Consider the following 16,200-nt stretch of genomic DNA (forward strand, 5'->3'; position numbering starts at 1 on the left):
TAACGGACGCATGCGTCCGCTTAGCTAAAGTGAGAGCGGTGGCCGACCGTTTGCCTCACACTCTGCGTTCGGATGCCAGAGACAACCGCGAACGCATCCTGGACGCCGCGCGCGCTCTGTTCGCCGCCGAGGGAATGACCGTGCCGATGCGCGATATCGCCCGCCATGCCCGGGTCGGGCCCGCGACGCTGTACCGGCACTTTCCGACCAAGGAGATCCTGGCCACCGCCGCGTTCGCCGGTGAGATGCGCGCCTGCCGCGCCCTCGTCGAGCAAGGACTGTCCGACCCGGATCCCTGGCATGGCTTCTGCCGGTTCATCGAGAACATCTGTGCGCTGCACGCCGACAACCGCTCCTTCACCGAGGCGTTCACCTCGACCTTTCCCGACGCATTCGACTTCGCCGCCGAACGTGCCGCTGCGCTACGGGCGGTCGGCGAACTGGCCCGCCGCGCCGAGAAGACCGGGCAGCTGCGACCCGACTTCGCAGTCGCCGACCTGAGCCTCATGCTCATGGCACACCGAGGAATCCGAGCCGGCTCGCAGACCCGTGTGGCGGCCTCGCGGCGCTTCGCCGCGCTCATGATCCAGGCGTTCCGCGCCTCGCCTGAGAACGGTCCGCTGTCGGCAATGCCGCGTGCGCGGTAAGGAGTCGCCCTCCGCCGCAACGCAACACCGCGGGACGGTGGCAGCGCGCTGTCGTGCCGGTCGGTCGACCGCGATCACAACCGCTCGGCCTGGTCGGGTGTTTCCTCGATGATGCGACGGTGCAGTTCGGTGGTCATGGCGTGGATGGCGCGGGTGAGTTCGGTGTTGGTCTTGAGTTCGAGCTCTTCCTCGGCGAAGTCGTGGTCGGCTTTGAGTTGCTGGAATTCGGCCGCTCGGTTCTGTCCGATCATCACGAACGTCGAGAGGAAGATCGCCTCGAGGGATACCACGAGAGTCAGTGTCGGCCAAGGGCTTTCCTCGCAGAGGAGCATCCAGGCGGCGAATCCGGCCGCGTGGAGGTAGACGAACGGCATCGATCCGGCAAAGCGGGTGATCCAGTCCGCGAGGCGTAGTTGCCAGTTGTCGCGGCGGCGGGTGTGGAAGTCCACCACGACCGGGTGTTGGGCGGGATTCGGCGGCTGGGACATAGTGGGCTCCCCGGCAGGAGGATTGTGGGCGACGACGCCGGAATACTATCGGCCGCCGCCTACACACCCTCCGACTCCGGCTACCTCTGCGGCAGCGGACGCATCCGTCGCCAGCGCTCGACACCGCTGTGCGCACCCATCGAACCGTCGATCGACGTGGATCAGCGAATGGCCGGCCTCACGAGAACGCGGCCCGGCCCGGTGATTCAGTCGGCCGCGGTCAGCAGCGGCGCGAGTTGGCGCAGCGAGCCGAGATAGTCCGCGTCCAATGCCTGCAGCGCAATGTGGTCGGCACCAGCCTTCAGATGCTCGACCAGTTGCCCGGTGACCTCGACGGGCGTGCCGTGCACCGTGAGCACATCGATGAGACGGTCACTGCCCGGTTTGGCCACATCGTCCTCGGAGAAGCCGAGACGCCGCAGGTTCGAGACGTAATTGCGCAGGCCGAGATACATGTCCACCATCTGCCTGCCGACTTCGCGCGCCCGCTGCGGATCGTCGTCGAGCACGAGCTTCTGCTCCGCGACCAGCAGCGCGGAGCCGAGGATCCGGCGCGCCCGCGCGGTGTGCTCCGGCGGAGCCAGATACGGCAGCGCGCCGGCGGTGCGCTCACGCGAGAGTTCGAGCACCTTCGGCCCGAGGGCCGCCAGTGCGATCCGCTCCTTCGGCACCCCGGCCTTGTCGAGCTCGTCGAGGTACTCCACCAGCGCGTCGTACGGTTTCTGATACGGCTTGTTGGCCTCCGGGTGCCCCACGCCGATACCGAGCAGGAAGCGGCCGGGGAATCGCTGTTCGATCCGGTGGAACGATTCGGCGACCGTATTCGCCGGTGCCGTCCAGATATTCACGATGCTGGTGGCGACGATCAACGTCTCCGTCGCCTCGAGCAACGACTCGACCACCGGCAAGTCGGCGGGCGGCGACCCACCGAGCCACAGCGCGCTGTAACCGAGACCCTCGAGTTCGGCGGCATCCGCGGGAGCGAATCCCCGGTAGCCGCGCCATACTCCGTACCGTCCGAGACCGTCGATCGCCATAAACGTCCGAACCTTCCTTTTGCCTCCGCTGGTCAGCGACCCGCCGCTGAAGGTATACCGTTTCGCGTCCCGGCCCACGCGGGCGTGGATGCCGGCGGGCGAAGATTTCCTCAGGAAAACGATAACGGTGCGGACGACCGGCGCCTACGACCTGGGGGCAGTCCGACCACTCGGCCGTGTCCCTGGTCCCGCGCGACAGCTCTGGATGAGTTCCGGATGCCGGCTCGGGGACGATCCGTCCGGCGGTCGGGCTGTCGCACACGCAGAACACCGGTCACGGTTCGTGCTCGGCGGTCGGATCAGTGCGCAGTATCGCGTGTCGCTCGATCCGGCAGGATCCCCGCTTGGACGAGTTCCTCGTAGATTCGCTGCTGCTCATCGTCGAGATTCGAGTACAGCATGGTGTACGCCAGCTCCTCCTCGGCGAGCACCGCGACCGGATCCCAGTCGTCTCCGAGCGCCGCCAAGACGGCGCTGCGCCGTCGTGCCTCGTCCAGCGTGAGGTCATAAGCGAAATTATGGTCGGCCATTCGGCATCTCCAACCAGGTTCTTTCCAAAATGAATGGACGACGATGCCCAACCCCACCTTTTGGCGCAATGATCTGCATCACGTTCTGTGATATGTCTTCGTCACATCCGATGTCCGTACATGCGCTGGACGGCGGAGTAGAGCGAATGATCGGAAGCGTATTCGGCCGGCGATTGATCCAGGCCCGGAATCCCGGTACCTCGCTACCCGGCGCCCTCGCAACTGGACGCAACGCAAGCGGGCGGGGTCATTCGGCTGCGCCCGGGCCCGGCAGTGTGTCGATGTCCTCCGCGTGCATCGGCTCGCCGCAGTGGGCGCAGCGCAGGTCGACGTCGCTGATCCGGCCGCACGCGTGGTGGCGGTAGAGCACCGGCGGGCCTTCCTGGCCCGAGAGCCATCTGTCACCCCAGCGGGTCATGACCATGAGCAGGTCCACCAGCTCGAGACCCTTCTTCGTGAGGTGGTACTCGTAGCGTGGCCGCTGGTCGTATGGACGCCGGACGAGCACCCCCTGATCGACGAGGTGGTTCAGCCGCTCGGTCAGGACCTTGCGGGAGATTCCCAGGTCGGCCTGGATCTGGTCGAACCGATTGAGCCCGACCCACACATCCCGCAGGACCAGCGGTGACCACGGCTCCCCGATGACGTCGAGCGTCCGCGCGATCGAGCACGCCATCCCGCTGAAGTTCGTGCGCTGCATGGAAAAAGCTTACCGATTGGAGTTCCTTCAGGGAACTAAAGGTGCTACGGTTCTGAAGTCTCTTGAAGGAACTCAGGGAGGAGTGTGGAGATGAGCAAGGTTTTCAGCGCGTTGGCGATATCGGTCGACGGATATATCACCGGACGTGACCCCGGGGCCGGTCGCGGTCTCGGCGATGGAGAGACGCTGTTCGTCGTCAGCCACCCGCCCACGCCGGAGATCTCCGACCGCCAAAACCTCGTCACCACCGGCATCGAGGACGCGATCGCGGCAGCCAGTGAGGCCGCAGGCGACAAGGATGTCGCCCTCATGGGCGGCGGCGTCGTGACCGAGGCGTTGAAAGCGGGACTCGTCGACGAAATGGTTCTGCATCAGGTGCCGGTCCTGCTCGGCGAGGGGCCCTTCTTCCGGGCGCTGCCCGAGCAGGTGCGTCTGCGTCTGGTCGAAGCCGTTCCCGCGTCGGGAGTCACCCACCTCCACTACGAGATTCAGCGTTGACCCTTCGATATCGATACCGAGAACTCACGCCCAGGAGATGACAAGCATGCTCGACCCCGAAGTGCGCCGCGTGCTCGAAGGCACCTCGATCGCCCACCTCGCCAGCATCCTGCCCGACGGCGCACCCCACTCCGTCCCCGTCTGGACCGGCACCCACGGCGACCATATCGCGATCATCACCGGCCCCGGCTATCGCAAGACTCGCAACATGCGCCGCGACCCCCGGATCGCACTCTCCCTCACACCGGTCGACAACCCGCTCCGGCCGGTCGTCATCCGCGGCAGGGTCGTCGCATGGCTCGAAGGCGACGCCGCATGGGAGATCGTCGACCAAATCTCGACGAAATACACCGGCAACCCCTACTCGCGGCAAGAGGAGCGGTTCATCGCGCTCATCGAGCCAACCCGTCAAAGCATCGGCTGAAACCGCGGGGAATCACCCCGGCCGGATGCCCCTACCGTCCATCGCATCGGGGTAGTCGGTGGGTGTACAGCCGTCAGGGCGCATCCAACACACTTGCCGGAACCCCATAGGGCAGGAACCGCACCCGACGGCGATCATCGGTGTTGTCGCGATGCGCGCGCAAGGCCTCGAGTTCGCTCGGAAAGACCTGCTCGACCTTGGCCTCGCCGATGTCGTCGACTCTGTAGATCACCCACACCCCGCTGCCGGTCTCCCCGGTGGTCTCGCCCTCGGGTTTCGGTGGACGTGGCTGTTGTGATTGGACGAACTGACCGAGCAGCGACGCCAGTGAACCGACGGTCGCGTGGTCTACGCGATCCAGGTATACACCGGCTTTCCCGAGCAGGTCGCGGAGCTCGGTGCCCGCCCCACGCAGTGCGCGTTCGAAATCTTCCGGATCGATGCCGAAAGGCCCGTTGGTTGGCATCGCATGTGCTCCTGGGGACGAGTTGGGTGCTACGTCCTCAGTGTCCTCGCCGAACGCCGACTCCGCCACGTCGAACGGCCGCGGGTCCGGGTCGGGTGCCGTTCGGGGCGGCTACCGCGCCATGACAGTTGTCATGCCCGACATGTGACGGTTGACAGATCCCGGACGGCTCTCGCGTTCGTAGATTCGATTCCTGTCCGGCCCGTTCTTACAGGAGTTGCCCACCATGATCGTCGACGAGACCGTTTCCCCCGCCGCGCAGGTTGCCACTGGGCGTCCCGACCTGCGAAAACTGTTCGCCCCCGTGGCGCGCGACATCCTGGTGCCGATAGCGGCCTACTTCGTGCTGCACGCGCTCGGCTGCTCCGATTTCATGGCGCTGCTTGCCGGTGCGCTGGCCTCCGCGGCGACCGTGCTCGTGGAGGTGGCGCGGAATCGCCGGATCGACCTGTTCGCCGGAATGATCTTGGGCGGCTTCGTGATCGGACTGATCGGGTCGCTGCTCAGTGGCGACGCCCGCACGCTCATGGTGCAACAATCCGTGGTGACCGCCGGTATCGGCGTCACAATCCTCATCGGCCTGTTCTTCGGCAAGCCGCTGACCTACTACGCCGCCCGCCGCGTCATGGCGACCGGCGACCTGGCCGTCATCGAGCACACCTACCGCGCCAATGCGCTGGCCCGCCGCACCCACGTCCGCCTCTCGGCATTGTGGGGCGTGGGACTGGTCGTCGAGGCCGCGACCCGGATCGTGTTGGTCTACCGGCTGTCGGTGCCCACCATGGCGTGGTTGTCCACGGTGCTGCTGACGGCCACGTTGACGGTGCTGGTGGTCGTCACCGTCCGGATGGTCGAGCGGATGCGCAAGGCGCTCAGGGGGTGACCGGCGCGGGGTCGGTGCGGCACCTTCGGCTGGTACTGATCCATTGTGCCGTTATCGTGGTGTGCGGCGTACCTTCGATCGTGCGACCAGTTCGGTGGTCACCGCTACCGCAGATGCTTGGGCCAGCAGCAGGCCGGTGAGAACCAGCATCTGTACCGCGGCGGCTTGCAGGGCTGAACCGCTGGCGAGCAGCACACCGATGAATGCGCCGGGCAGAGTGACCAATCCGACTGTGCGGGTCTGGTCGACGCCCGGTAGCAGCGCATCACCCGTACTCGGACGGACGACCTCGAGTCGTGCTTCGCGTTCGGTGAAGCCCAGACTCATCGCCGCCTCCACTTCACCCCACCGTTGTTCGACCGTGTCGAGGGCTCGACGGGCGGCGAGCGATGTCGCGGTCATCGTCCCGCCCAGCACGATTCCGCCGATCGGGACCAACGCCACACCGGTGAGTGGGACCACGCCGCTGATCAGCATCAGCGGCACCACCACCCCGATTCCCGCCCCGAGCGCGACGGTGAGCCACATTCCCGACCAGCCGGCCGAGGACCGCTGCGCGGCGGTCGCCACCGCGGCGGCGAACATGACGGCCAGGACGAGCACCGCGGACCAGAGATGTGCCAGCGCCGCGGCCAGTACCAGCGCGACGATTCCGAGTTGTGCGGCGCCGCGGATCGCGGCGCGCGGAGCCACGGGAGTCGGTCCCAATCGCGCCACCCGATACCACGCGGCTGTCAGAGCCACCATCACCACGCACAGCACCGCCAGTTCGACGCCGGGCTCTACGGTCGCGTGCACCCGCGCCCCTTTCGTCTTCGCTCACGGCACCGGATTCGTTGCCTACGCTGTTGCGATTGTGCCGCCGACCGGCCTGGATCACACGAGTAGGTGATGGCGACGCCGCAATTGGCGCATGGCGCTGCCGGTGGCGGCGACCGGCTGTGCTGTCGTCGTCGTGGGGCTTCAGTCGATCTTGGCCATCACATGCTTGACACGGGTGTAGTCCTCCAGCCCGTACATCGACAGATCCTTGCCGTGTCCGGACGACTTGAACCCGCCGTGCGGCATCTCCGCGACCAGCGCGGTGTGGGTGTTGATCCACACGGAGCCGAAGTCGAGCGCGGCCGACACGCGGAGCGCCCTCGACACATCCTTGGTCCACACCGAGGAGGCCAGCCCGTATTCGACGCCGTTGGCCCACCGGATCGCCTCGTCTTCGTCGGTGAACGACTGCACGGTGATCACCGGGCCGAAGATCTCGTTCTGGCTCATCCGGTCATCCTGCAACAACCCCCCGATGACCGTCGGCTCGACGTAATACCCGTGGTCGCCCTGCCGGTGTCCACCGGCCACGACCGAAGCGTGATCGGGCACCTCGTCGAGGAAGCCGAGCACCCGCTGTAGTTGCTCGGCGTTGTTGACCGGTGGCACCCAGGCATCCCCGTCATCGGCGGCTTTGCCGAAAGTGGTTGTCGCGCCGCAGGCCTGCTCGGCCAGCGCCGCGGTCAGATCGTCGGCCACAGACCCGTGACCGAGCACTCGGGTGGCCGCCGTGCAATCCTGCCCGGCGTTGAAATAGCCCGCGGCCGCGATACCCTGGGCCGCAGCAGCGATATCGGCGTCGGGGAACACGATGACCGGCGCTTTGCCGCCCAACTCCAAATGCGTGCGCTTCAGGTGGCTCCCGGCCGACTCCGCGACCGCACGGCCCGCGGCCACCGAACCGGTGATCGATACCATCTTCGGAGTCGGATGCGCGACCACCGCCGCACCGGTCGCCCGGTCACCGGTTACCACGTTGAGCACACCTGGCGGCAGGTGTTCGGAGGCCAGTTCGGCGAGCATCACCGTCGTCACCGGAGTGGTTTCGCTCGGCTTGATCACCACGGTATTGCCTGCCGCTATCGCGGGAACGAACTTCCAGACGGCCATCATCATCGGGTAATTCCACGGTGTCACCTGTCCGATGACGCCGATCGGCTCCCGGCGGATCCAGGATGTATGGCCCGCCAGGTACTCACAGGCCGACTTGCCCTCGAGTACCCGTGCCGCCCCCGCGAAGAATCGGGTCTGGTCCAGCATCTGCGGGATCTCCGCGGCCGAGGTGATGTGGTTCGGCTTGCCGGTGTCGCGTCCCTCGGCCTCGACAAGCGCGTCGGCGGCATTCTCCAACTCGTCGGCGAAATCCAACAGCGCCTTCTGGCGTTGCGACGGCGTCGTCCGCTTCCAGTCGCGGAACGCTCTGGCGGCCGCTGCGTACGCGTTCTCGACGTCCTGTTCGTCGGACACCGGGGCGGTACCGTACCGATCGCCGGTAGCGGGGTCGACCAGTGCCATCGTCGCACCGCCGACCGAGTCGACGAGCTTGCCGTCGATGAAGTTCTGAACCACTGTCATGATGCCTCCTCGATCGCTCTGTTCTGTCGACGATGCGTTGGCGTGGGACGGTCGGTCGACTCGGCATCTGGTCGCCATCGTCGGGCTAGCAATTATCGTCGATATTTGATTTATCGATATCGAATGAATCGATTTTACTCCTCTCGCGACTGCCGAGGACTATGCTGCTGGAGGTCTGCTTATCCGCGCCGAACAGCGTCATTTCATCCGATTGTGACGAATTCCGCCTCGCTAAGAATATTGTCGTTCCAGATGTCGGAAAAGTTGTGCACCATAGCATCCGCCTTCACCCACCGGCCGACCGGCGTTGCGGCCGCCCATCGGGATATCGAATCATGGCTCGCGGCCCGTCTGGCCGGGAAGGGCGGCGGCGGCGAATTCGATTTGGGTTGGTGGAATGCGGCGGTGATTCTGCGGCAGATGCAGATTCGTTAACACGAAGTGCCCCAGGTGGCCCGGCGGGAAGGCGGATGGACATCGGGGCGGGAGCGCCCCGATGACGCAACGAGTTATCCGTTGTATTCGCTGACGACGTCGACGACCCAGACCACGCCGAAACGGTCCCGCAGCATCCCGTAGGCGGTCGCCCAACTCGCCGGGCCCATCGGAATCACCACGGTGGCGCCCGCGGTGAGTTTCTCCCAGTAGTCCGACACCTCGTCGACGGTCTCTCCACGCACGGAGACGAAGAACCCGTTCTCTCCGGGGTGGTAATCCATCGACGAGGGCACGTCGTAGGCCATGACGTGGAACCCGCTGTCGGCCTGTACCTGGCCCCACATGATCTGGTCGGCCTCGGACTCGTCACGGACAGCTCCGGCGTCTCCGTAGGTGACGACGGCGAGGTGGCCGCCGAAAACGGACTGGTAGAAGGCCAGCGCGGCGCGGGCGTCTCCGCGGAAGTTCAGGTGGGTGGTGGTTGTGAGGGACAAGGTTGCTCCTGATTCGGCTCGATGGCTGACGGGAGCAACCCTCGCAAGGGTAGTGGCCAGGTTGTGTCCTCTACTTCGGGCAGGATGACAAACATGCCGAAAACTTCCGCGCGACTGCTGGCACTGCTGTCCCTGCTCCAGGTGCGCCGGGACTGGCCGGGAATGCTGCTGGCCCAGCGGCTGGAAGTCAGCCCGCGCACGGTGCGCCGTGACGTGGACCGGCTGCGCGAACTCGGCTATCCGATCGTCACCAGCAAAGGCCCGGACGGGGGATACCGGCTCGGCGCGGGTACACAACTGCCGCCGCTGCTGTTCGACGACGAGCAGGCCGTCGCCCTGGCCGTCGCACTGCAGATCGCCACCACCGCCGGCGCCGGTATCGACGAATCCGCGGCGCGAGCGCTGACCACCATCCGTCAGGTCATGCCCGCGCGGCTACGCCACCGCATGGACACTCTTCGGATCACCGCTGTCGCACCGCCCGCCGACCAGTCCGCACCCGAGGTCGGCACGGAGGTTCTCACGGCGATCGGCGCCGCCATCAATGCCCGCGAAGTACTGCGTTTCGACTACAACGGCGCGGCCGCACCGCTTGCCGCCGCGCACCCCCCGCGTCGAGTGCAGCCCCACCATCTCGTCACGTGGGGAGGGCGCTGGTACCTCGTGGCGTGGGACCTCGACCGTGACGACTGGCGGACGTTCCGAGCCGACCGGATCACCCCGCGCATCCCCACCGGCCCCCGCTTCGTTCCGCGCGAACTTCCTGCGGGAGATGTGGCCACCTTCGTGAGCAGCAGTTTTCGCGGTTCGGACGCGAACGGCGGATTGCCCTGCCGCGGTGCGGTCATCATGCACCTGCCCGCCACCGAGATCGCACCGTTCCTCCACGACGGAGTGGTCGAGGCGCTCGGTCCCGACCGCTGCCGAATCGTCCTGGGCTCGTGGTCATGGCCCGCGCTCGCAAGCTCTCTCGGCAGGTTCGACGCTGACATCGAGGTCATCGGCCCGCCCGAACTCACCGCCGCTTTCGCCCACCTGGCCCGCCGCTACGCCGACGCAGCGAACAGCGGACCCGGTCGGCAGGTGTGAGGGTGAGTCGTTGTCCCGCGGCACACTCGAATCAGCACGGAACCGCGTCGGGCCCGAACCGATCGCCGGGATCGAACACACCGAGCAGCCTTCTACCTGACGAGCTGGTGCGATATACGAGAGGGTGCCGCCGTCGGCTGAACAATCACGCAGGTGGTCGGCAACCGTAACTTTGCGGCATTCGATACCACGGGCGCGGGCAGACCCTGGCGCACGCGGAACACCGGATAGGCCGAGCTTCGTTGACCACCAACTTATTGCCGACGAATGTGTGCACGATAAGAGACTTCGAATGGCCGGCGTCAACCAAACCGGTGAAGACGAAGTCGTACATGGTGAGGCGTCTTCCGCATTCGCAGACGATTTTTTGGAGGTAGTACTCGTCGCCGGCGAGCATGCCTTCTCGCAGATCGAGGATCCGCTCCATCCGTGCGATGTCGACATCATCTGATTTGGTCGACTTCGTGTCGTCTCTGAGTTCGGCAACACTCGGTCCCGATTGTTCGAATTTCTCGCGGGACAGCGAAACGACTCGATCGTAGTCAGCCATTACCGTCCTCCAGGTTCTGAGAGCCATCCCCTCGGCTGCGGTGTCCAGAGACCGAGTGTAGCCGCCGTGATTTTCGTGGGCCGCATTCGCTCTGCGTCCTCGTCGGCGTGTCGTTGCGCGAGGAATTCGAGATGGTTTCCGAGTCACACCCGGTCGCGCCGTGCACCGGCGCGGGGTGCCGACCGCCGCTCACCACAAACAGCCGACAGAGTCACCGGGCGGCGGTGGATGGATGCAGCGCGAGGCGTCGGGGGTAGGTCCCGACCGGCTGGTCGTCGGCCCCGCGGATCGTCCCCAGCTCGCTGAGACAGGGGGGCTCTGTCTCGTTCGGAGGAGCCAGGCGGCTGCGATCGCGCCCGTACCGACGTGATTCTTCGGTCGATGGGCGGGGTAGCCCACAGGCACGGAATCTTCGGATGCGAGGCTCGCGGGAACACCGTGGCCTCGGGATCCAGCGGATGGTGAGGACGACGGATCATGACCGGTTTGAGCGAGGGTGTCTATCGGATCGTCAATGTCGGCGCCGGTTGTGTGCTGGCGCTCGACAGCGCTGATCAGGTGACGGTGGTGGCGGAGCCAGGTGTCGAGGACGGCTGGCAGCATTGGCTGTTGTCCAGAGCGCCGGAATTCGGCGAGGGAATTTGGTATATCGGCAGCGGACGCACCGGCACCAGGCTCGGACTCGGCGACGGAGTGGTGAGCGAGGGAACCCACCTCGAGTGCAGTGGGACGCCGATGGGGTGGCAGATCACCGCCGAGGAAGCCCATCCCGACTGTTACCGCATCGCTGTCTGGGCCGCCTGCGAGTTCGTCCTCGACCTGCCCGGTCACGACGGTGACATCGGCACCGAGCAGATCGGGCTCGCGCGATCCGCGCCGATCAGCCGCACCCAGCAGTGGCGATTCCAGCACACCTGATCATCCGCCGGATGGCGGGAAGCGCGATCGAACCGGACGCAATTCCACGCAGCACCGACCGTCTGCCGTAGGAGTGGTGAACGTTCTCCACTTCCATCACCACTCCCTCATCTGCCGCCGATGTAGTGGCCAGGCATCCCCTCGGAGTTATCGATTGGCAACGAAACCCTTGCAGCGAGAGCAGAGTCGCAGTCGCCGCTGGCCGTCATCCGGCGCAGCACGCGACGGTGACCTTCAGGCAGTGGTCTCGAGTGCTTTGCGCGGAGCGAGGATTCGAGTGAGGTGTGCGGAGATCGCGGCTGCGTCGCGGGTGCGCGCGGCGAGGTAACCGTCGGGACGGATCAGGACCAGCGTGCCCGGCTGGGCGCGGAACAGGCGCCGCGCTTCGGAACCGATGAGTGTCCGGGTGATATCCGTGTGGTCCGAACCCGGGGCGTTGTCGGTTGCCATGCAGGTGCGTACTGCGTCGTCCGAGATACCGGCGAGTTCACGGAGCGCTGCGGCGGCCTCTTCGCCGAATCCCACTACGGTCCAGTGGGTTCCGCGTGTGAGATCGAACAGTCGGGTCGGTGTGCCGTCGGCGGTGACGCCGCGGGCGTCGGGGGCGCGGTCCCCGGGGCGTGGGCCGCGGCAGCGGTCCTCACCGCGGAGGGTCAGCGCGGAGTCGGGGTAGGCGATGGCCAGCTGGTTGGTTTTGGCGAGCAGCCTGGCCATCACCGCCGGGTGCTTCACGAGTGGGAAGATCAGATGATCACGCAGAAAGCGGCGCACACCGCGCAGCGCGAACACCGACTCGAAGCCGCGCGAGCTGTCTGCCAGCACCTTGGCGGCCACCGGGATTCGCTCGTCCCCGTAGCTGTCCAGCAGGTCGACGGGCGCACCACCGAGGACAGCCGCGAGTTTCTAGCCAAGGTTGTAGGAGTCCTGGATGCCGGTGTTCATGCCCTGGCCGCCAGCAGGCGAATGCACGTGGGCGGCGTCGCCGGCCAGGTAGACCCGGCCGTAGCGGTACCGGTCGACCATGCGCGCGTTGAAGCGGTAACGCGACAGCCAGGTCGCCTCGTCCAGCACCACATCCGCCCGGCCCGAACGCGCGGTGAAGAGTTCGCGGAAGATGTCGAGCGTCGGCTCGGGCACCGATCCGTCGGGTCCGGGCACTACGTTCGCCTGGAACTGCCATACTCCATCGGCGTGCGGCAGCGGCGAAACAGCGAGGTAGCCACCGCCTTCGGTGAACCAGGCGTAGGCGGCATCGGCACTCAGTCCGCCTACTCGCACATCGCCCACCAGGAAGTACTGATCGTCGTGCGTCCGTCCGGCCATAGTCGCGCCTAGCTGACGGCGGACTGTGCTGTGCCCGCCGTCGCAACCGACCAGATACCGGGCCCGGACGATCTCACCGTTCTCCAGCACTGCCGTGACGCCCTCGGCATCTTGTTCGAACGATGCCAGCTCCGCACCGAACGCGACGTTGCTACCCAGTTCGGCCAAGCGGTCGCGCAGCACCTTTTCCACTCGCCATTCCGGCAGCAGGACCAGGTCCGGGAAAGGAATTCCCGGCCGGGGACCCGAACCCGTGGTGGTTGCCAGCTCCGCGGTGAATTCGTGGTCCTGGTACATGCGCAGCGGCAGCCCTGCCTCGCCGGCGGCGAGGATTCGATCGATCACGCCGAGGTCGTCGAGTACCTCCAGGCTGCGCGGCTGCAAGCCCTTGCCGCGCGAACCGATCGCGGGACCGGAGCCGCGGTCGATCACCCGATGGGCGATCCCGCGACGGGCGAGTTCGACCGCCAGTGTCAATCCGGTCGGTCCGGCGCCCACCACGAGGACGTCGGTGCTGTGAATCTTCTTGCCCTGCAACATCAGAACCTGCCTCGATCAAATGGTCACTACATCGTAGTACTACAGCGTAGTACTACGATGTAGTAGAATCAAGCGCATGCCGAGAAAAACAGATAGACGTGAGCTTCTGTCCGACACAGCCCTCCAGCTGATCGACGAGATCGACCTGGCAGCGATCACCCACCGCAGCATCGACAAGGCCGCGGGCGTTCCCCCGGGCACCACCTCGAACTACTTCGCAACACGAGCCGCCCTCTACACGGCGATCGCCCGGCGCATCCTCGACCACCAGATCGCCGCCGAAAAGAGCTCGGTGGCAAACCCGCCCTCCACCCCCGAGCAGGTGGTCGATCTGCTCGCAGCCGCCGTCGATGCCGGGTCCGGCCCCGCTCGCAACCGGTACCTGGCCCGCTTCGAGCTGTCCGTGGAAGCCGCCCGCGATCCGGAACTGGCTGTGCTCATGCGAGACCTGCGGGCGGTCACCGTGCGCACTCGCGCCGCCCAGATCCGCGCTGCCTACCCGCACGCCACCGACGATCAGATCGATGCGATAGTGTCCCTGCTGACCGGCGTCGCTCTCGACCGTCTCGCACTCGACGTCCCCGCACTCGACACCGCCGCTATCGTTCGGGCCATCCTCCGCGGATTTCTCGAGTAGAGATGTGCGGGACGTCTGAGCACACAATTCCGGCGAGCCGGCTCGTATGGCGGACCGTCGTCGGCGCGGTGACACGGGTCGGTCTCGAGCGGGCTCGCAATGCCGGGCTGCCATCGTTGCCGCCGCGCCGGATCCACCCCGCGCTCACAACGCCGCTGCGCCGAGATCGCGGCTAGCGGCCTGGGCCGGGTGAAGCCAGGCGCAGGCGTCCGGATGGTCGCCGATCCGTCTGGTTTGCGCCACCGCAAGGTTTCTCGATGATCACCGGGACGGGATCGGGTATCGACCTGGGTCGGCGGACACAGCCGACGATGCCAGAATCTGCACGAACGCGTGTATCTCCGCCAGTGTGTGCGCGGGCATCATGGTGTCGCAGAACGGCAGGGCTGCCGCCATCGCGCCGGTGGCCGGCTGGAACCCGGACTCGCCCGCACGGGGATTGAGCCAGATGACGCGCCAAGCCCGGCGTCTGATGCGGGCCATCGCGCGGGCCAGGAGATCGGGAGTGTCGCTGTCCCAGCCGTCCGAGGCGATGACGACGACGGCGCCGCGCACCGCGTTACCGGACGGAGTCGCCAGCAGTGTGCCGAGGCATCGGCCGATGTGCGTGCCGCCGTAGCGGTCGAGCACCTTGTCGTTGGCCCGGGCCACCGCCACCTCCGGGGAACGGTGCGCGAGCACGGGGGTGAGCCTGGTCAGGGAAGTGGAGAAGGCGAACGCCTCGGGTCGATCGGACGAACGGCGTTGCATGGCGGCCCGCATCAGGTGCAGGTAGATCGTCGAATACGGCTGCATGGAGCGGCTGACGTCGCAGACCATGACGATCCGGCGCGGGCGACGCCTGGGACGGGTGCGGACCAGCACCGCCGACTCCCAGCCGGTGCGGCGCGAGTGGTTCATCGTCGCCCGGAAGTCGATCCGCTTGCCATGCGGATCACTTTCCTGGCGCGTGCTGCGGCGCTGCGGCCAGAGCGCCGCCGCCTGTTCCAGCCAGACGCCGATCGTTCGCAGATCGTCCGGATCGAAGCAGGCGAACGGTTCCTGTTCCCGTGCGGCGAACCGGCTCGGCAGCACGTCCGGCAGCGCCGGAGCCTGGTCGGTGGACCGGTCGGCGCCGGTTGCCGATCGCGGCGTCGCCCAGGGGACATCACCGCCGTGCCGAGACCGCCCCCGACCGACTGTGCCCGGCGCCGACGCGCGTTCGGCCGGTAGTCCGTGCGTTCGGCTCGCCGGGTCCACACCCAGCACCGCGTCGGCGAACACCGCCGCGAAGACCGCGTCGAAGGCGGCGAGATCTTGCATGCGATCGACGAGCGTCAGTCGCATGGCCCAGTAGAGTTCGGTGCGCGAGCGCGGCGCCATGCGACGCCAGGCTTGCACGAACAGCGCGGGACCGCTCGGCGCCACCGCGACGCCACTTCCCCGCAGCCGCGCGACCACCGCGACGGCGAACGCCGCCAGATCCACGCCGCGCAGCAGTGCGGCCCGCGTCATCGATTCGTGCGTATCCGCTTGCGAAGCAAGATTATTCCGAGCACTGCCGCGAGTGCGAACACGACCGCGGGCGCATATTTTTTTGATCATCGCGGGCCCCATGAGTTCGACAAGGTCCAGCGGCGCGGGCTCGGGTGGCGCCACCGGCTGCGCTGCTCGGCGGTCCGGCTCGGCTACGGGCTCCGCAGAGGTCTCATCGGCCGCCGCGAGTTTCGTTTCCAAGGATGTGACGAACTGATTCATCATCTTCTCGGACACCTGTTGCAGCATTCCGCTGCCGAACTGGGCGAGTTTGCCGACAACCTTGAGGTCGGTGTCGACGGTGACCCGGGTCCTGCCGTCGTCCGCGCACAGCCGTGTGGTGATGGTCGCGGCGGCGTTCCCGGATCCGTGTGCATCCCGGCCGCGCCCGCTGATGACGGCGCGATGGTCGTGTTCGTCGCGCTCGACGAATTGCGCTTTGCCGGTGAATTCGCTGGTCACCGGTCCGACTTTGACCTTCAATCTGCCGAGGAAGTCGTCTCCCTGCCATCCGACCATCTGTGCGCCGGGCAGGAGCGGGACGACCTGTTCGAGGTCGGTCAGTACCTCCCATGCCTGCTCGACGGGTGCGTTGACGGTGAACTCGTTGGCGATCTTCATTGCGG

20 protein-coding genes and 1 pseudogene are annotated in these 16,200 nt (G+C 66.5%); 8 read left to right on the plus strand and 13 right to left on the minus strand.

Annotated elements, in window-relative coordinates:
- Positions 1-38: 38 nt before the first annotated feature.
- Entirely contained in the window at positions 39-647 is a 609-nt protein-coding gene (locus ACIA5H_RS11170; RefSeq protein ID WP_379253476.1) for a TetR/AcrR family transcriptional regulator, read from the plus strand.
- Between the two features lie 74 nt (positions 648-721).
- On the opposite strand, the gene ACIA5H_RS11175 is transcribed toward ACIA5H_RS11170, so the two are convergent.
- The 4 genes from ACIA5H_RS11175 to ACIA5H_RS11190 all read right to left on the minus strand — a co-directional run bounded on the left by ACIA5H_RS11175 (position 722) and on the right by ACIA5H_RS11190 (position 3,402).
- Complete coding sequence (locus tag ACIA5H_RS11175; protein ID WP_379253477.1) at positions 722-1,135, minus strand: DUF1003 domain-containing protein; 414 nt, start codon at positions 1,133-1,135, stop codon at positions 722-724.
- A gap of 206 nt (positions 1,136-1,341) precedes the next feature.
- Positions 1,342-2,172, minus strand: a complete 831-nt coding sequence (locus ACIA5H_RS11180; RefSeq protein ID WP_397075572.1) for an LLM class F420-dependent oxidoreductase — start codon at positions 2,170-2,172, stop codon at positions 1,342-1,344.
- A gap of 299 nt (positions 2,173-2,471) precedes the next feature.
- Entirely contained in the window at positions 2,472-2,702 is a 231-nt protein-coding gene (locus ACIA5H_RS11185; RefSeq protein WP_355074292.1) for a DUF6400 family protein, read from the minus strand.
- Positions 2,703-2,949: 247 nt separating this feature from the next.
- A complete protein-coding gene (locus ACIA5H_RS11190) occupies positions 2,950-3,402 on the minus strand; it encodes a winged helix-turn-helix transcriptional regulator (RefSeq protein ID WP_397075575.1) in 453 nt (150 codons plus the stop codon).
- Between the two features lie 90 nt (positions 3,403-3,492).
- On the opposite strand from ACIA5H_RS11190, the gene ACIA5H_RS11195 reads away from it, so the two are divergent.
- Together ACIA5H_RS11195 and ACIA5H_RS11200 are read left to right on the plus strand one after the other, a co-directional pair.
- Positions 3,493-3,900 carry a dihydrofolate reductase family protein gene (locus ACIA5H_RS11195; protein WP_397075577.1) on the plus strand — a complete coding sequence of 136 codons (408 nt, stop codon included), beginning with the start codon at positions 3,493-3,495 and terminating at the stop codon, positions 3,898-3,900.
- A gap of 46 nt (positions 3,901-3,946) precedes the next feature.
- Positions 3,947-4,324, plus strand: coding sequence for a PPOX class F420-dependent oxidoreductase (locus ACIA5H_RS11200; protein WP_356967487.1), 378 nt, complete (start codon positions 3,947-3,949; stop codon positions 4,322-4,324).
- Positions 4,325-4,397: 73 nt separating this feature from the next.
- On the opposite strand, the gene ACIA5H_RS11205 is transcribed toward ACIA5H_RS11200, so the two are convergent.
- Entirely contained in the window at positions 4,398-4,790 is a 393-nt protein-coding gene (locus ACIA5H_RS11205; protein ID WP_364433752.1) for a hypothetical protein, read from the minus strand.
- A gap of 226 nt (positions 4,791-5,016) precedes the next feature.
- On the opposite strand from ACIA5H_RS11205, the gene ACIA5H_RS11210 reads away from it, so the two are divergent.
- Positions 5,017-5,673, plus strand: coding sequence for a VC0807 family protein (locus ACIA5H_RS11210; RefSeq protein ID WP_379253479.1), 657 nt, complete (start codon positions 5,017-5,019; stop codon positions 5,671-5,673).
- Between the two features lie 51 nt (positions 5,674-5,724).
- Here the strand turns inward: ACIA5H_RS11210 and ACIA5H_RS11215 are convergent, their stop codons facing one another.
- Positions 5,725-6,471: an ABC transporter permease gene (locus ACIA5H_RS11215; RefSeq protein ID WP_356967482.1), complete on the minus strand. Its 747-nt coding sequence runs from the start codon at positions 6,469-6,471 to the stop codon at positions 5,725-5,727.
- A gap of 165 nt (positions 6,472-6,636) precedes the next feature.
- Positions 6,637-8,070 (minus strand): aminobutyraldehyde dehydrogenase, encoded by a 1,434-nt coding sequence (locus tag ACIA5H_RS11220; protein ID WP_397075580.1) that lies wholly within the window; start codon positions 8,068-8,070, stop codon positions 6,637-6,639.
- Positions 8,071-8,283: 213 nt separating this feature from the next.
- Here ACIA5H_RS11220 and ACIA5H_RS11225 point away from each other — a divergent pair, with 213 nt between their 5' ends.
- Positions 8,284-8,505: a hypothetical protein gene (locus ACIA5H_RS11225; protein ID WP_397075582.1), complete on the plus strand. Its 222-nt coding sequence runs from the start codon at positions 8,284-8,286 to the stop codon at positions 8,503-8,505.
- A gap of 74 nt (positions 8,506-8,579) precedes the next feature.
- Here the strand turns inward: ACIA5H_RS11225 and ACIA5H_RS11230 are convergent, their stop codons facing one another.
- Entirely contained in the window at positions 8,580-9,002 is a 423-nt protein-coding gene (locus tag ACIA5H_RS11230) for a VOC family protein (protein WP_364433741.1), read from the minus strand.
- 93 nt (positions 9,003-9,095) lie between these two features.
- Here ACIA5H_RS11230 and ACIA5H_RS11235 point away from each other — a divergent pair, with 93 nt between their 5' ends.
- Positions 9,096-10,091, plus strand: a complete 996-nt coding sequence (locus ACIA5H_RS11235; RefSeq protein WP_397075585.1) for a helix-turn-helix transcriptional regulator — start codon at positions 9,096-9,098, stop codon at positions 10,089-10,091.
- Between the two features lie 145 nt (positions 10,092-10,236).
- On the opposite strand, the gene ACIA5H_RS11240 is transcribed toward ACIA5H_RS11235, so the two are convergent.
- Positions 10,237-10,641 carry a hypothetical protein gene (locus ACIA5H_RS11240; protein WP_364433735.1) on the minus strand — a complete coding sequence of 135 codons (405 nt, stop codon included), beginning with the start codon at positions 10,639-10,641 and terminating at the stop codon, positions 10,237-10,239.
- Positions 10,642-11,118: 477 nt separating this feature from the next.
- Here ACIA5H_RS11240 and ACIA5H_RS11245 point away from each other — a divergent pair, with 477 nt between their 5' ends.
- Positions 11,119-11,559 (plus strand): hypothetical protein, encoded by a 441-nt coding sequence (locus ACIA5H_RS11245; RefSeq protein WP_379253483.1) that lies wholly within the window; start codon positions 11,119-11,121, stop codon positions 11,557-11,559.
- A 234-nt stretch (positions 11,560-11,793) separates the two neighbouring features.
- On the opposite strand, the gene ACIA5H_RS11250 is transcribed toward ACIA5H_RS11245, so the two are convergent.
- Both ACIA5H_RS11250 and ACIA5H_RS11255 read right to left on the minus strand, forming a co-directional pair.
- Complete coding sequence (locus ACIA5H_RS11250) at positions 11,794-12,393, minus strand: hypothetical protein (RefSeq protein ID WP_397075588.1); 600 nt, start codon at positions 12,391-12,393, stop codon at positions 11,794-11,796.
- Positions 12,394-12,462: 69 nt separating this feature from the next.
- Entirely contained in the window at positions 12,463-13,422 is a 960-nt protein-coding gene (locus ACIA5H_RS11255; protein WP_397075590.1) for an FAD-dependent monooxygenase, read from the minus strand.
- Positions 13,423-13,498: 76 nt separating this feature from the next.
- On the opposite strand from ACIA5H_RS11255, the gene ACIA5H_RS11260 reads away from it, so the two are divergent.
- Positions 13,499-14,059, plus strand: a complete 561-nt coding sequence (locus ACIA5H_RS11260) for a TetR/AcrR family transcriptional regulator (protein WP_397075592.1) — start codon at positions 13,499-13,501, stop codon at positions 14,057-14,059.
- A 261-nt stretch (positions 14,060-14,320) separates the two neighbouring features.
- Here the strand turns inward: ACIA5H_RS11260 and ACIA5H_RS11265 are convergent, their stop codons facing one another.
- Positions 14,321-15,553: a VWA domain-containing protein gene (locus ACIA5H_RS11265; RefSeq protein WP_379253486.1), complete on the minus strand. Its 1,233-nt coding sequence runs from the start codon at positions 15,551-15,553 to the stop codon at positions 14,321-14,323.
- Positions 15,550-16,195, minus strand: a pseudogene (locus ACIA5H_RS11270) (SRPBCC family protein). The gene ACIA5H_RS11265 and the pseudogene ACIA5H_RS11270 overlap by 4 nt, the downstream one beginning before the upstream one ends.
- Between the last annotated feature and the right edge of the window lie 5 nt (positions 16,196-16,200).

Origin of the sequence: Nocardia sp. NPDC051900 (genome assembly GCF_044452545.1) — a bacterium.
Taxonomy (GTDB): domain Bacteria; phylum Actinomycetota; class Actinomycetes; order Mycobacteriales; family Mycobacteriaceae; genus Nocardia; species Nocardia sichangensis.

Excerpts from the sequence above, each read along its gene's own strand:
- ACIA5H_RS11175 (WP_379253477.1), bottom strand. The coding sequence starts at position 1,135 with ATGTCCCAGCCGCCGAATCCCGCCCAACACCCGGTCGTGGTGGACTTC.
- ACIA5H_RS11180 (WP_397075572.1), bottom strand. The coding sequence starts at position 2,172 with ATGGCGATCGACGGTCTCGGACGGTACGGAGTATGGCGCGGCTACCGG.
- ACIA5H_RS11185 (WP_355074292.1), bottom strand. The coding sequence starts at position 2,702 with ATGGCCGACCATAATTTCGCTTATGACCTCACGCTGGACGAGGCACGA.
- ACIA5H_RS11190 (WP_397075575.1), bottom strand. The coding sequence starts at position 3,402 with ATGCAGCGCACGAACTTCAGCGGGATGGCGTGCTCGATCGCGCGGACG.
- ACIA5H_RS11195 (WP_397075577.1), top strand. The coding sequence starts at position 3,493 with ATGAGCAAGGTTTTCAGCGCGTTGGCGATATCGGTCGACGGATATATC.
- ACIA5H_RS11200 (WP_356967487.1), top strand. The coding sequence starts at position 3,947 with ATGCTCGACCCCGAAGTGCGCCGCGTGCTCGAAGGCACCTCGATCGCC.
- ACIA5H_RS11205 (WP_364433752.1), bottom strand. The coding sequence starts at position 4,790 with ATGCCAACCAACGGGCCTTTCGGCATCGATCCGGAAGATTTCGAACGC.
- ACIA5H_RS11210 (WP_379253479.1), top strand. The coding sequence starts at position 5,017 with ATGATCGTCGACGAGACCGTTTCCCCCGCCGCGCAGGTTGCCACTGGG.
- ACIA5H_RS11220 (WP_397075580.1), bottom strand. The coding sequence starts at position 8,070 with ATGACAGTGGTTCAGAACTTCATCGACGGCAAGCTCGTCGACTCGGTC.
- ACIA5H_RS11235 (WP_397075585.1), top strand. The coding sequence starts at position 9,096 with ATGCCGAAAACTTCCGCGCGACTGCTGGCACTGCTGTCCCTGCTCCAG.
- ACIA5H_RS11240 (WP_364433735.1), bottom strand. The coding sequence starts at position 10,641 with ATGGCTGACTACGATCGAGTCGTTTCGCTGTCCCGCGAGAAATTCGAA.
- ACIA5H_RS11245 (WP_379253483.1), top strand. The coding sequence starts at position 11,119 with ATGACCGGTTTGAGCGAGGGTGTCTATCGGATCGTCAATGTCGGCGCC.
- ACIA5H_RS11255 (WP_397075590.1), bottom strand. The coding sequence starts at position 13,422 with ATGTTGCAGGGCAAGAAGATTCACAGCACCGACGTCCTCGTGGTGGGC.
- ACIA5H_RS11260 (WP_397075592.1), top strand. The coding sequence starts at position 13,499 with ATGCCGAGAAAAACAGATAGACGTGAGCTTCTGTCCGACACAGCCCTC.
- ACIA5H_RS11265 (WP_379253486.1), bottom strand. The coding sequence starts at position 15,553 with ATGACGCGGGCCGCACTGCTGCGCGGCGTGGATCTGGCGGCGTTCGCC.